The sequence below is a fragment of the Thermincola sp. GK-1 genome, assembly GCF_059412445.1.
In genome coordinates this window covers 46052-60502 of the sequence record NZ_JBSQAT010000016.1, presented here as the reverse complement: position 1 = coordinate 60502, position 14451 = coordinate 46052, and the positions used below count along the sequence as shown (strand labels likewise).

Below are 14451 nucleotides of genomic sequence, written 5' to 3'. Positions count from 1 at the left end.
GCCGACCTGATAACCAATATTCAGAAAGGGACCAAGGTGGCCGTAGAATCCATGCAGGTGGGCACCAGAGAAGTGGATTTTACACAGGGCCGACGGCGTCAAAATACCCGTGCTGAAAACAGTAAGATGCCTTCAAACGGATAGCGGAGAGAAACTGATCGAAACCTTTATAGATATAACGGAACGTAAAAAATGGAAGAACAGCTTTACCGTCTGTCCATAACCGATCCTCTGACAAAAGCTTATAACCGGCGCCATTTTCTGCAGATACTGGAACAGGAAATAGAGCGTACAAATCGAACCGGACTGCCCATTTCAGCAATTCTGGTGGACCTGGACCATTTCAAGAATATAAACGACTGTTTTGGACATGCCGTCGGCGATGAGGTTCTGAAAAGCCTGGTAAACATGATCAAACAAAGGAGCCGCAAAACAGACTGTCTAGCCCGCTGGGGTGGAAAAGAATTTGTGATGCTTCTGCCAATACACCGGTAGAAAAAGCCGCCGGTTTGGCTGAAGAGCTTCGCGAAGCTTTAAGCCGCCTGGATATTCCGGGCGTAAACAGTGTGACTGCCAGTTTTGAAGTGGCTGGCTACTGCCCATCCGATACGGTGGACACCTTCATTATGCGCGCTGACAATATGCTTTACCAAGCCAAGTCTTCCGGGCGGAACTGTGTCCGCTATACAGGTGCATGTGACCAGATTTAATTTAACGCAAAACCGGCCAGAAATCCCCTGTCTGTAAAAGTGGTGGGGTGAACAGTCGGTTTTTCTTTTCAGAATTCATAACCGGGGGTATAATATATATTAAATAATATGTTGGTGTATATTATACGAAAAGAGGGGATCGAAATGTACGAACATGACCGCGATTTCTACGATCGGCCACGCCGGCCCGGTATCTTTCCGTACGTGGCGGTAGCTCTGATTAGCGCCATAATTGGGGGCCTGTTGGTTGCCTTTTTACTGCCGGTCAGATACCAGCAGCCGGGAGCCAAGAACCCGTACAATATTAATGTGCCGGACGTTCCTCCCCAGGTAACGGCGGAAGGCAAATCACCGGTAGTCGAAATAGCAGAAAAAGTGGGACCTGCCGTTGTCAGTGTGGAGAGCCGCTGGAAGGTTGCCGGTGGTTTTGATTTTTTCGGATTCCATTCTCAGGATGTGGCTCAGGGAGTTGGCTCAGGCGTTATTTTTGATGAAAGAGGTTACATAGTCACTAACTACCATGTGATAAGTTCAGAAAAAACAGGCCAATTGGCCGATGAAATTGCCATCAGCTTGGCCGATGGCAGGCAGGTGCCTGTTAAGTTGGTTGGTTATGATGCCCAGACTGACCTGGCTGTGTTAAAAACAAATGAAAAGAACCTGCCGATTGCCAAATTTGGCAGTTCCAAGAGACTAAAAGTCGGGGAATTGGCAGTTGCCATAGGCAGTCCATCGGGTCTGGAATTTGCCCGTTCCGTTACTGTCGGGGTAATCAGCGGATTGAACCGGACTTTGGAACTGGATGAGAGGACTTTTTCTTTAATTCAGACCGATGCGGCTATCAATCCGGGTAATAGTGGGGGAGCCTTAGTCAATTCCAGGGGCGAGGTGGTAGGCATAAACAGTGTTAAACTGAGCGCTCCTGGTATTGAGGGCATGGGCTTTGCCATTCCCATTGACGATGCGTTGCCTATCATAGAGGACATAATTAATTATGGCCATGTAAAAAGACCTTGGATTGGGATTAAAGGTTGGGCTTTGAATGCCATCGATGCAAAAGCCAATAATGTTCCTCAGGGGGTCGTTATTGAAGAAGTGGTTAATGGCGGGCCTGCTGACAAAGCAGGTATCAGGCCGGGGGACATTCTGACAAAGGTAAATGGAAAGCAAATTACCGAATTTAATGTGCTGACAGATGTTGTTCAGAAACAAAAAATAGGTAGTAAGATTATCATTGAAGTTTACAGCACAAAGGACAAATCAACCCGTAAGGTTACTGTCGTGTTAGGGGAAATGCCGGCAGAATTCTAAAATAGGGGCTGTCTATAAAAAGGCAGCCCCTTTTCATCAACGAAAGGGAGTGTCCCATAAGTAAATGGGACCCCCTTTTTTTAGCCATGAAAGCATAGGGAGCGGCAGACATATTCCTCCACGACGGCAACAATTCAGCTTGTTACCGGCTCCCGCATACGCGGATCGCCGACAAGCGGATATCAGACTCGTCGTTCCGGAACATATCTGCCACTCCCTGAATTTACGGTCAAAAAATGACGGGAGCGCCCCATAAGATTTTTACTTATGGGACACTCCCTGTACTTCAAAAAATAAAGGCTGCTTTTTTAGACGGGGATGACGGGATGGAGAAAGTAGAATTAGCCGGTTTTCTCTATTTCTTTTTCTTTGTTTTCTTTGGCAGCGGGGGCTTCGTCCACGGTGGTTTCGGGTCCGGAAGGCACTGTTTGTTCATCAGCTAAGCCGGCATCCATGTCAGTGCCTGTTTGGGCAGGTTGGGAGTTAGGTACTGAGTTATTGGGTTGTGCAACTGCTTCTGTTGCTGTTTCTGCAAGCGGTGTTTCTTCTTCCTCAGGAGGCACCGGAATTTCTTTCGCTGATCCGGTCCCGGTAACCGTTGGTAGGTCTTTAGTGGATTCTGCTGTTGCATGGCCGGAATTTTTGACTTTTTCTTTGGTTTTTTCTTTGATGGTTTTGCTCAGTTCAAGGGTTTTTTTCCTGGTTACGTTCCATAGACCGGAAGTGCTGTCCTTGAGGTTGGCCAGGGTTTCCTGCAAGCCTCCGTCCACTTTTGTAATTTCGTCCTCGGTATTGGCTTTAACAACAATAGCATCGGCTCCCATGGTTATTATCTGGGATGCGGGCAGCAGGCCTTTTCCTTTCAGCAGGCTTTCCATAAGCTTGCCTGATATTTCCAGGGAGACAATCTGCCCGGATTTTTCGTCGATATAATATTCGTCTACATGGCCGAGAACTTTGCCTGTTTCTGAAATCACTTTCAACCCGATAGGGTCAGTTTTTTCCCGCAGCAGTTTGAGGATTTCAGGCAGGTTGGTCGATTTTTCCACGTTACTGGACTGGTCGATGGTAATAGCGTCGTCGCCGACATTGGATACCTTACTGTAAGGAATGATTTTTTGCTCTCTAAACCAACCTTTCTGGTCTATAACCAGGGCGGCTATTTCTTTTTGTTCCGGGTCCACGACCAGTGATTTAACGGTCCCTATTTGAATCCCTTCTGCGATGCTTATTATTGGCATGGCCATTATTTTACGGCTTTTTCGCATGGCTAACCCTCCATTATTTAAACTAACCACTTAATTTGGAACGGATTTTTATAAAATAATATTCCTCCACTTAGGTTTATATGCCATAAAAAGGGAAATAATATAGACAAATTATTGGAAACCAAACGAAGAGGGGGAGTACGAAAATGGTAGAAGTAAAACTGAGGGTCCAACCAAGGCCAAATAAAACCAGAAGTTATAAACATTGGCTTAGAAATCACGGGAAAATTCCAGCCGTCATTTACGGTAAAGATTTGCCTAACAAATTAGTTGAAGTTGATGTGCGGAACCTGGAGAGCATTTTGCGGAACGGCGCCGGAAAGAATGCAATTATTAATTTAACGGTTGAAGAAGCAAAGCCCCACAAACTGACTGTAATGATCAAAGACTTGCAGCGTGACCCTGTAAAGGGCGATTTAATGCATGTAGATTTGCAGAAGATTTCGCTCACTGACAAGATACATACCACTGTGCCTATTCATTTAACCGGTGAAGCGGAAGGGATTAAAAAAGGCGGAATTTTACAGTCCGGTTTGCGGGAACTCGAAATAGAATGTGTACCGGCAAACATACCGGACCATATCAGTGTAGATATATCTGGCCTGGATATCGGCGATAGCCTGACAGTAGCTGATATTGCCGGGCAGGATGGATTTACGGTTAAGAATGACCCGGCTACAGTTATTGTTAGTATAGTGTCTCCACGCCGGGCAGAAGCTATAGAAGATAAAGCGGTGGAACCTGCTAAAACCGAACCGGCCAATGGGGAAGCAGGGAATGGAGATAAAAAAGAGGAATAACGCTACTGCTGAGTAAAATTCTTTCCCCGAAAAATTTCTCGCAGGAAAAATAGGAATTTCAGCGAATAGTTCATAAGAATTATTAGGGAGGCCAGACCGTTGAAACTTATAGTAGGGTTGGGAAATCCGGGGAAAGAATATGAGTTTACAAGGCATAACATAGGTTTTTTGGTGCTGGAGCAGTTAGCCGAAAAGTGGGGAATAGCAGTAAACAAAAATAGGTTTAAATCCCTTTTCGGCGAAGGGATTTTTCAGGAAGACAAGATTGTCCTGCTGAAACCCCAGACCTTCATGAATTTAAGCGGCCAGGCGGTTTTGGATGCGGTTCGGTTTTATAAGCTGGAATCCACTGACATCCTGGTAATTTACGATGATATGGACCTTCCCACCGGTCGCCTTCGTTTGCGGAAGAGCGGTGGCGCTGGAGGACATAGGGGAATGGAGTCCATTATTTACCTGCTAAACACTGAAAATTTTCCTCGTTTGCGAATAGGCATAGGAAAACCCGGACCGGATAAAGATGCGGTCCAGCATGTGTTGGGAAGGTTTGGTGAAGAAGAGCGGGAAAGGGTGGTTGCAGCCGTTTCCAAAGCGGTGGCGGCCGTAGAACTGGTTTTGAAAGAAGGCGTGGAAAAAGCAATGAACACAGTTAACAGAAACTAACGCCTCTTCAAATAAGGATAATCCAACCCGGTTTTTACAATTAATTCTCCATTTAAGGAGGTAAAAGGTTAATGCTTGTCGCTGTGGCGGCAGTTGCGGCTGCTGCTGTTTCCTGGTCGGGAAATAAAATCTTGACCAGACTATGGAAAACCGAAGGAATTATGTTTATCACTCCTTTACTTGAAGAGACGGCCAAAACTTTATCGGCTGTATTGCTACAACAGTCTGTTGTGTTGGTGCATGGTGCTTTTGGGGTAATTGAGGCTGGCTATGACTTAACAATAAAAAAGCAGACCAGTCCGATAGCAGCCTTGGTAAGCCTTTTAGGGCACCTTTTTTATGGAATCATTACATTACTCGGTTTCATGAAATGGGGAACCTGGCCTGGAATTATGCTTGCCTATGCCGCCCATACATTTTGGAATGTTTTTATTTTAAAAGCTTTACGGGATAGGCAGGTATCCTGAAAGAAAGCCCAGTCCTTGACGCAGGCATATTGGGCAGCTATAATGAATATAACTGTAAAAATATAGAAGAAGTTGCAGACCGGCTTTAGCTTTTCCTGCTAAGGCTTTTTTGGCGTTCGGAAAAAATGAATTGCAGTTAATAACCATCGGGAGCAAAAGATTATGGGTACTAATGGGTTATTTACTCCACTAATAGAATCAGCCGAATTCAATTCACTGACTGCCGGTTTAAAGCGGGGTCTGGCATATCAGATGGTTTATGGCTTGTCAGGTGCGCAGAATAGCTACCTGATAGCCGGTATTATAGAGAAGTTAAACGTGCCGGCCCTTATTATGGCGCCCAATGGTATTGCGGCTAAGAAAAGGCTCGATGATTTGAGGAATTTTTTACCAAACAGGGAAATATTGTATTATCCGGAACTGGAGCATGTGCCCTTTGGTTCCATTGCCCAAAGTAAAGAGCTGGCTGCTCAGCGCCTGGCTGTTCTTGCCAAGTTGGTGCAGCAGGACAACCTTATTATTGTGGCGCCTGTTGAAGCTCTTTATCAGCAATTGATTCCCAGGTCTGTATTTGAAAAGTTCAGTTTATGCCTTTCCGTGGGCCAGATTATTTCCCAGGAAAAAATGATTGAAGTATTTTTGGCGCAGGGATACGAAAGAGTTGAGATGGTGGAGGGCCCCGGCCAGTTTAGTGTGCGGGGCGGTATTATAGACATCTTTCCGCAAACCAGGGAGCGTCCTCTACGCATAGAGCTGTTCGACGATGAAATTGATTCCATCAGGGAATTTAAAGTAGATAGCCAAAGGTCGCTGAATAGGCTTCAGGAAGCAGTTATTTTTCCCGCTGTCGAACTGGTCGTAGAACGGGAAAATTTTGTAAAGGCTGCCGACCTGATTGCAGCCGATTTTGCCGAACACGGAAAAAGGCTGAAAAAAATAGGCAAGTATGAAGCTTTTAATAAGTTGCAGGAAAAAACGAAAGAGATAATTGAAAAACTGAGAAGCGGCCTTTATATTGAAGGGATGGAATATTATTTTTCCTATTTTTATCCTGAAGGGGCCAGTTTGCTGGATTACTTAGACAGGAAGACGGTACTTTTTGTTGAAGAACCTTCCAGGCAGAAGGAATACCTGCAGAACCGTATCAATGAAATGGCCGAGAGCCATACTCATTATCTGGAAACAGGCCTGGCCCTGCCCAAACAGGGAAGAGCCTACTTTAATCCTGGTGACCTGCAGAAATCAGCCAAAGATTTTTCTCAGGTCGGTTTTTCCTTGCTGCCCAAGCAGCCCGCCGGAATAAGACCCGGCAACATAGTCAGCTTTGCCGGGAAATCCATCCCCTTTTTCATGAGTAAAACCGATTTGCTTGTAGAGGAAATTCGCAATCGCAGAAAAAAAGGTTATGCCATTGCCATAATGGCCAGTACTTCCAACAGGGCGGAGAAAATCCGCGACTTACTAAGGGACAGTAAAGTTGATGCTTTTTACGTATCCCGAATAACGGGCGAACTTAAACCCGGTAACGTGATTATTACCGAAGGCAGGATTGAAGCCGGATTTGAGATCGGGCAAATTAAATTTGCCCTTATTACGGACCTGGAAATATACGGAAAAAGAAAAAGCGGCAAGAAGGCCACCTTAAGACACCAGGAAGGGGCACTCATAAGTCATTTTACGGATTTGTCCGTAGGTGATTACGTTGTCCATGTAAATCATGGGATTGGGCGGTACCTGGGCCTGCAAAAGCTAGAGGTCGGTGGGGTTACCAAAGACTACCTGGTTATCCAGTATACGGGTGAAGATAAACTTTATGTCCCTACTGACCAAATAAGCTTGGTGCAGAAGTACCTGGGTGCCGAAGGAGCTGCTCCCAAACTGTCCAGGTTAGGGGGCCAGGACTGGAACAAAGTTAAGAAAAGGGTTAAGGAATCGGTCCGGGAAATGGCCCAGGAACTACTAAATCTTTACGCGACCCGGGAAAAAGTGGTTGGGCATGCTTACCCGCCCGACACAGTATGGCAGAAAGAATTTGAAGAAGCATTTCCATACGAAGAAACACCGGACCAACTGCGGGCCATCAAAGAAATCAAAGAAGACATGGAACGTCCTAAACCTATGGATAGGTTATTGTGCGGAGATGTAGGATACGGCAAAACCGAAGTGGCTATCCGGGCCGCTTTTAAAGCTGTTATGGACAGCCGGCAGGTAGCTGTTTTAGTTCCTACTACCATACTGGCTCAGCAGCATTATAATACCTTTGTGGAACGTTTTTCAGGCTACCCCATCAAAATCGAGATGTTAAGCCGCTTCCGCTCACCCAAAGAACAGCAGGAAATTTTAAAGAACCTAAAAACCGGCGGCGTGGATATAGTAATCGGAACGCATCGTTTGGTACAAAACGATGTACAGTTTAAAAAGCTTGGGTTGGTCATTGTGGATGAGGAGCAGCGTTTTGGCGTTGCCCATAAAGAGCGCTTAAAACAATTGCGAAAAAATGTTGACGTTCTCACCCTTACCGCCACACCTATTCCGCGGACATTGCATATGTCCCTGGTCGGGGTACGGGATATGAGTATTTTAGAAACTCCCCCCGAAGACAGGTGGCCGGTACAAACTTATGTGCTGGAATTTAATTGGGACGTTATCGGTGATGCCGTCAGGAAAGAAATGGACAGGGGAGGCCAGGTTTATTTTGTTCATAACCGGATTATGGATATAGACCAGATAGCGGCTCAGCTTAGGGCAGCCGTTCCTGAAGCCAGGGTAGCCGTGGCCCATGGGCAAATGAAAGAGGACCAGTTGGAGCAGGTAATGCTGGAGTTTCTTGAGGGTGAGTACGACGTGCTTCTTTGTACGACTATAATCGAAACGGGCCTGGATATCCCCAACGTGAATACTCTTATTGTGGATGAAGCGGACCGAATGGGACTGTCGCAATTATACCAACTACGGGGACGTGTCGGGCGTTCACATCGCCTGGCCTATGCTTATTTTACCTACCGGCGTGACAAGGTGCTGACAGAAGTTGCGGAAAAACGTCTCCAGGCTATTCGTGAGTTCACCGAATTCGGCTCCGGCTTTAAGATTGCTATGCGTGACCTGGAGATCCGCGGCGCCGGCAACTTTCTGGGGCCGGAGCAGCACGGGCACATGATGGCCGTGGGTTTTGATATGTACTGCAGGCTACTCGAGGAAGCGGTCAAAGAGCTGAAAGGCGACCTGATTGAAGAAATTCAGGAGCCTACGATAGATTTAAATATCGATGCGCATATAGGTAATGATTATATCACTGACGCCGGAATGAAAATAGAAATTTATCAAAAAATTATGCGCATACAATCTGCGGAGGATGCCAGGGATGTGGGAGAAGAGTTGGAAGACCGTTACGGCCCTGTGCCTCAATCGGTCACAAACCTGTTGGCTATTGCGCGAATTAAGGCTTTGTGTACGCGGCTTAAAGTTCAGGCAGTTACCCAGATTAAAGATATGGTCCACATTAAGTTCCATCCCAGCAATACGGTGCAGGGAGAACAGTTAGCAGGATTGGCGCAAAGATACCGCCACCGTCTGGTGTTTACCGGCACGCAGGCCTTGCAAATTAATCTGAAGGTGAAGGGTCTGTCTCGGGAACAAGCGCTGGCTAAAGTAGAGGAATTGTTGCTCTATCTACTAGACGAGGGAAAATTAAGAACTTGAAGTTTGTAGGCATCGGCAGTATAATATGGTTATGATTATAAAAGGGGAGGGTCACGAATTAATGTCAAAATTCAGAAAAATTTTAGGTCTGGCGCTTATATTGGTTTTTGCGGTCGTTGTAGCCGGTTGTGGAGCCAAAACAGTTGCGGAAGTAAACGGCGAAAAAATTACTCAGGAACAGTTGGACAAGCGTGTGAACAAAATGAAGCTGGCTTATGAGCAGCAGGGAGCTTCCTTTGAAGGAGAGCAGGGTAAGCAGATGCTCGAGGCCATTAAAAAGCAGACGCTTGACCAGATGATTGACCAGTTATTAATTAAACAGGCAGCCGAGAAAGAAGGCGTTGCGCCTTCAGATGCCGAAGTTCAAAAGCGTTTTGACGAGATTAAAAAGCGTTTTAAATCCGAAAAAGAATTTGAAGATGCCCTGAAAAATTATAACTATACAGAAGAAGAATTAAAAGAATATATTGCGCAACAGGCGATGACCGACGCTCTTTTCCAAAAGGTAACGAAGGACGTGAAAGTTACCGAAGAGGATATGAAAAAATATTATGAGGAGCGGAAAGACTCCTTTAAGGAGCCGGAAAAAATTAAAGCCCGCCATATCTTAATTAAGTTTGATACGGCAAATGAAAAAGTCGGTCGGAAAGAGGAAGAGGCCAAGAAAATGGCTGAAGAACTCATTGCCAAGTTAAACAACGGCGCTGACTTTGCTGAACTGGCCAAAGAAAAATCCGAAGACCCCGGCAGCAAAAACGATGGTGGTTTGTTGAAAGATCCCATGGGTAGTGATTATTTCGCCCGGGGCGTAATGGTCAAAGAATTTGACGATGCCGCTTTTGCTCTGAAAAAAGGGGAAATTACCAAAAAGCCTGTAAAAACCCAGTTCGGGTATCATATTATTAAAGTAGAAGATAAAAAACCGGAAAAGCAAAAAACTTACGAAGAAGCTAAAGAACAAATCAAAAAAGACCTGCCGAATACCCGGAAACAAGAGGTTTTCAACAAATATATCGAAGGTTTGAAGCAAAAGGCTAAAATTACCAATGAGTTAACCAAGAATGAACCGGCTGCTTCTAAGCTGCCGCAGGGCCATCCACCTATTAACGAAAATAAATAACTGTCAATTCAAGCTTAAACCCTTAAAAGGAAAAAAATGAATAATTCCCTCCACTGCGATATATACTATCAGTAAAAGAATAGTAGTAAATTTAAGCAGACGAAAAAGGAGGGAAAACAGTGAAAGCTACAGGTATTGTACGCAGAATAGATGACCTAGGAAGAGTAGTAATTCCCAAAGAAATAAGGAGAACTTTACGTATTCGTGAAGGCGATCCTTTGGAAATTTTCGTTGACAGAGAAGGAGAAGTTATCTTAAAAAAATACTCACCTATAGGTGAATTAGGTGATTTTGCTAAGGAATATGCTGATTCTTTATATGAAGCTATTGGCCATATTGCTTGCATTGCTGACAGGGATACCATAATTGCCGTAGCCGGTGCTTCTAAAAAAGAATTTCTGAACAAGCATATTGGGCCTGCTGTTGAAAAAGTTATGGAGGATCGCAGGGCGGTTTTGGTGAACAACCCGGCAGCCGATCCTACCTGTAAGGACTGCCCCATTATCGAGGGTGAGGAAGAAGACAGATACAGCGCTCATGTTATTGCTCCTATAATCGCTGAGGGCGATCCTATCGGGGCGGTAATATTGCTCTCCAAAGAAGAAGGAGTTGAAATGGGTGACCTGGAAATGAAACTGGCTGAAACAGCAGCCGGGTTCTTGGCGAAGCAAATGGAACAATAACTGGCTAGGTAGCACACAAGGTGCTACCTTTTTTATTGTCAAATATTAATAAAATGTCATCGTCAGCCATAAACATAATTATCATAACTGGACGACGGTGATAAAATGACAAAAGGGGCATTGGCGAAGGGAGCAGTTATATTAAGTATTGCCGGGTTTATTAGCAAAATTATCGGTGCCGGGTATCGGATTCCGCTTTTTCGGCTGATCGGCGCGGAGGGTATGGGCATTTATCAAATGGCTTACCCTTTGTATACTTTGCTTTTAACCATATCCAGCGCCGGCATACCGGTGGCCGTTTCCAAGCTCGTGGCGGAGCGGGTAGTACTGAACGACCGGCAAGGAACCCGGGATATCTTATTGGTAAGTCTGGTTATGCTATCTTTGATTGGCGCTTTATGCACTACAGCGCTTTACATATTGGCCGGCTTTTTATCCCGGGAAGTATTAAAAGATGAAAGAGCGTATTATTCTATCGTGGCCATAGCGCCAGCAGTTTTTTTTGTTGGGCTGATGTCCGTTTTCCGCGGGTACTTCCAGGGTTTCCAGCAAATGTATCCTACTGCCATATCGCAGATTATTGAGCAGGCGGTAAGGGTGGCGACAGTTTTGATAGGGGCTTATCTCTTTTTGCCGTGGGGAATTGAGTATGCTGCCGCCGCAGCAACCTCAGGAGCTGTAGCCGGAGCTGTAGCGGGTTTGGGGGTCCTCCTGGTTTGCTATGTCTGGAAATCTGCAATTCTGCCCCCGGTATGGACTAAGGGTATGGGGGGCCAATCGCTGTCTCTGCTTATGACGGGCTACCGTATATTAGCCTTGTCACTGCCGATCTCTTTTGGGGGCCTGGTACTGCCTATGGTGCAGATTCTTGATGCTGTTACTGTACCCTTAAGGCTGCAACAGGCCGGCTATTCCGTGGCCAAAGCGGCGGAGTTATATGGGGAGCTAACAGGTGGAGCGGTTACCTTGGTGAATGTACCGACTATTTTTACTCTAGCCCTGGCTACTTCTTTGGTTCCTGTTATATCAGAACTCCATGCAAGAAAAAATAAATTTCAGATTTACCGTAATTTAAATGCCGCTGTAAAAGCAGCCGTATCTATATGCCTGCCTGCAGCAATGGGCCTGTATTTGTTGGCCGAACCTATCGCTGACCTTCTTTTCAACTGTCCCGAAGCAGGTATACCTTTGTCTATTTTAGCTCCCGCCGCTGTATTTTTGGGATTACACCAGACTACTTCCGGTGTTTTGCAAGGGTTAGGCAGAACCCATTTACCGGTAAAAAACTTATTGGTCGGTGTGGTAGTGAAGTTAGGGTTAAATTATTATTTAACAGGTCTTCCTGTTTTCGGAATAAGAGGCCCTGCCTTGGGGACATTGGCCGGTTTTTGTATTTCCTCTGTTTTGAACCTGGCAGATTTACGCAGAGTGACGGATTGGCGCTTAAGCAGGCAGGTATTGTCAAAACCGGCAGTAGCTGCTACAATTATGGCGGTAGGCGTATATTTGACCTTTGGATTTTTGAAACTAACTTATAACATGCATTTGGCCACTGTTTTAACAGTGCTTTTCGGGGCGGGAATCTATTTTGTAGTTTTGGCATTAATAGACAGAGGCAACGATTCTACGATAATGTTGCTTGTCAATGTGTTCAGGAAACGCTCATAGGGAAATAGGCCATTGTAGGGAGGAATTTAATGGGAGATATTACGGTGATTGGTTTGGGCCCCGGAAGTATTGGGGCTCTAACGGAAGCAACCATAAAAATTCTCAAAGGAAACGAACGGGTTTTTCTCCGCACTACCAAACACCCTGTTGTTCCATTGCTTATGGAACAGGGCCTTATAAAAGGCGATTCTTTTGATCATTTTTACGAAGAAATTGATGATTTTGGTGAAGTGTACCGGCGAATTGCTGTGACATTACTGGAAGAAGCAGAAAAAGGTCCGGTAGTATATGCTGTGCCGGGCCATCCCCTGGTGGCGGAAGATTCAGTGCACCTGTTGCAGGAAATGGCCCGGGAAAAAGGCATTAAAGTGGAGATCATACCGGCCATGTCTTTTTTAGAACCATTGTTTCAAGTGGTAGGTTATGATCCTATAAAGGGATTGAATATTATTGATGCGCTCCAGTTGGACAAGCATTTCCCATTGCCGGCTTCGGCCAATGTGGTGGTCCAGGTTTACAGTCAACTGGTGGCTCAGGACGTGAAAATTTCCTTGATGGATTATTATCCTGACGAACATAAAATTTTTGTGGCTAGAGCAGTCGGGGTTCCCGGCATGGAACAGGTAGCTGAAGTCCCCCTATATGAATTGGACAGGCTGCCCTGGATTGACTACCTGACAAGTGTCTTTATTCCGCCGCTGCCGGGAGCTGAAAAGGGGCCTGTTAAATACCCCATGGACCCTTTGGTAAAAATTATGCAGCAATTGAGAAGTCCTGAGGGGTGCCCCTGGGACAGAGAACAAACTCATGAATCCTTAAAAAAGTATTTGATTGAGGAAACATACGAAGTTCTGGATGCTATAGATAATGGAAATATGAATAAATTTTGCGAAGAATTGGGAGACTTATTACTACAGATAGCCTTTCACGCACAGATAGCTGATGAGGAAGGTTTCTTTGACATCAATGATGTGGTTAAGAGCATCGCTGAAAAACTGGTGCGCCGGCATCCCCATGTTTTTGGAAATACGCGCGTAAAAAACAGTAGTGAGGTAAGTTATAACTGGGATAAAATAAAAGAAATGGAAAAGCGAAAGGAAGGAATGGAGGAAGCATCTATCCTGGACTCTATTCCCAAGGCTTTACCTGCTTTGCTGAAAGCAGAGAAGGTCCAGAAACGGGCAGCGAAGGTTGGCTTTGACTGGACTGATTACAGAGGTGCACTGGATAAGATTTACGAGGAACTAGAGGAGCTTAAAGAAGCCCTTGACCGGGGCAATCGTTCCAATGCAGCGGAAGAAATGGGTGACCTTTTCTTTGCCCTGGTAAATCTGGCGCGTTTCTTGAGTGTTGACCCGGAAGAAGCCTTACAGGCTACTGTTGATAAATTTATCAAAAGGTTTAAGCTCATGGAAAAAAAGGCTTGGGAAACCGGAAAGAAGCTGGCAGACCTGAATTTAGACCAACTAGATCAATTATGGGAGGAGGCCAAAATTGTCCTAAACCAGTAAATTATAGGTGTTTTAGCAGAAAAAGTTGGTTGCAAAGCAGGAAATTAAAGGGTTATAGCGAATAATGCTTTTATATGAAAATCAAACACCAAATATAAAATATTCTAGGAGGGATTTTTGTGAACAAACAAGATTTAGTAAGCAGTGTAGCAGAAAAAGCCGGTTTGACAAAAAAAGATGCCGACAAAGCTGTTAGCGCAGTTTTTGCCAGCATTGAAGAAGCTTTGGCTAAAGGTGACAAAGTACAACTGGTTGGCTTCGGTACTTTTGAAGTGCGTGAAAGGGCCGCCCGTAAGGGCCGTAATCCTCAGACCGGAGCTGTTATCGAGATTGCTGCGGCCAAGGTTCCTGCTTTTAAGGCTGGCAAGGCTTTAAAAGATGCCGTTTCCTAATTAAAAAAGTACTAAAAAAATCAGGTTCCGGCGAGCCTGATTTTTTATTAATTTACAATTTGTGTTAAATTTATTTCTAAGTTTAAAGAAGGAAAACCGGCCAAAAAAAAAACAGATAAAACTGCCGAATTATGGAGAAAAGGAGCTAAAGGGTGAAAC

At 45.1% G+C, this 14451-nt stretch carries 13 protein-coding genes; 12 read left to right on the top strand and 1 reads right to left on the bottom strand.

Annotated elements, in window-relative coordinates:
* The first annotated feature begins 192 nt into the window (after positions 1-192).
* The 3 genes from ACSNJE_RS13250 to ACSNJE_RS13240 all read left to right on the top strand — a co-directional run bounded on the left by ACSNJE_RS13250 (position 193) and on the right by ACSNJE_RS13240 (position 2021).
* The gene (locus tag ACSNJE_RS13250; RefSeq protein ID WP_041587632.1) at positions 193-495 is read left to right on the top strand and encodes a GGDEF domain-containing protein; all 303 of its coding nucleotides are present in this window, start codon (positions 193-195) and stop codon (positions 493-495) included.
* 14 nt (positions 496-509) lie between these two features.
* The gene (locus tag ACSNJE_RS13245) at positions 510-710 is read left to right on the top strand and encodes a GGDEF domain-containing protein (RefSeq protein ID WP_495252834.1); all 201 of its coding nucleotides are present in this window, start codon (positions 510-512) and stop codon (positions 708-710) included.
* 144 nt (positions 711-854) lie between these two features.
* A complete protein-coding gene (locus tag ACSNJE_RS13240; RefSeq protein ID WP_495252833.1) occupies positions 855-2021 on the top strand; it encodes a S1C family serine protease in 1167 nt (388 codons plus the stop codon).
* A gap of 341 nt (positions 2022-2362) precedes the next feature.
* Here ACSNJE_RS13240 and ACSNJE_RS13235 read toward each other — a convergent pair whose 3' ends face one another.
* Positions 2363-3289, bottom strand: coding sequence for a PRC-barrel domain-containing protein (locus ACSNJE_RS13235; RefSeq protein ID WP_495252832.1), 927 nt, complete (start codon positions 3287-3289; stop codon positions 2363-2365).
* A gap of 146 nt (positions 3290-3435) precedes the next feature.
* Between ACSNJE_RS13235 and ACSNJE_RS13230 the strand changes: the two genes are divergently transcribed.
* The 9 genes from ACSNJE_RS13230 (at position 3436) to ACSNJE_RS13190 (ending at position 14292) form a co-directional block, all read left to right on the top strand.
* Positions 3436-4089: a 50S ribosomal protein L25/general stress protein Ctc gene (locus ACSNJE_RS13230; protein WP_013119092.1), complete on the top strand. Its 654-nt coding sequence runs from the start codon at positions 3436-3438 to the stop codon at positions 4087-4089.
* Between the two features lie 99 nt (positions 4090-4188).
* Positions 4189-4752: an aminoacyl-tRNA hydrolase gene (pth, locus tag ACSNJE_RS13225; RefSeq protein WP_013119093.1), complete on the top strand. Its 564-nt coding sequence runs from the start codon at positions 4189-4191 to the stop codon at positions 4750-4752.
* A gap of 71 nt (positions 4753-4823) precedes the next feature.
* Positions 4824-5219, top strand: a complete 396-nt coding sequence (locus tag ACSNJE_RS13220; RefSeq protein ID WP_013119094.1) for a hypothetical protein — start codon at positions 4824-4826, stop codon at positions 5217-5219.
* Between the two features lie 162 nt (positions 5220-5381).
* Positions 5382-8918 (top strand): transcription-repair coupling factor, encoded by a 3537-nt coding sequence (gene mfd / locus ACSNJE_RS13215; RefSeq protein WP_495252831.1) that lies wholly within the window; start codon positions 5382-5384, stop codon positions 8916-8918.
* A gap of 61 nt (positions 8919-8979) precedes the next feature.
* The gene (locus tag ACSNJE_RS13210) at positions 8980-10038 is read left to right on the top strand and encodes a peptidylprolyl isomerase (RefSeq protein ID WP_052218619.1); all 1059 of its coding nucleotides are present in this window, start codon (positions 8980-8982) and stop codon (positions 10036-10038) included.
* Between the two features lie 119 nt (positions 10039-10157).
* Entirely contained in the window at positions 10158-10721 is a 564-nt protein-coding gene (gene spoVT / locus ACSNJE_RS13205) for a stage V sporulation protein T (protein WP_013119097.1), read from the top strand.
* Positions 10722-10826: 105 nt separating this feature from the next.
* Complete coding sequence (locus tag ACSNJE_RS13200; protein ID WP_495252830.1) at positions 10827-12389, top strand: putative polysaccharide biosynthesis protein; 1563 nt, start codon at positions 10827-10829, stop codon at positions 12387-12389.
* 29 nt (positions 12390-12418) lie between these two features.
* Positions 12419-13900 carry a bifunctional methyltransferase/pyrophosphohydrolase YabN gene (yabN, locus tag ACSNJE_RS13195; RefSeq protein WP_495252829.1) on the top strand — a complete coding sequence of 494 codons (1482 nt, stop codon included), beginning with the start codon at positions 12419-12421 and terminating at the stop codon, positions 13898-13900.
* A 119-nt stretch (positions 13901-14019) separates the two neighbouring features.
* Entirely contained in the window at positions 14020-14292 is a 273-nt protein-coding gene (locus ACSNJE_RS13190; RefSeq protein ID WP_013119100.1) for an HU family DNA-binding protein, read from the top strand.
* Positions 14293-14451 lie beyond the last annotated feature (159 nt).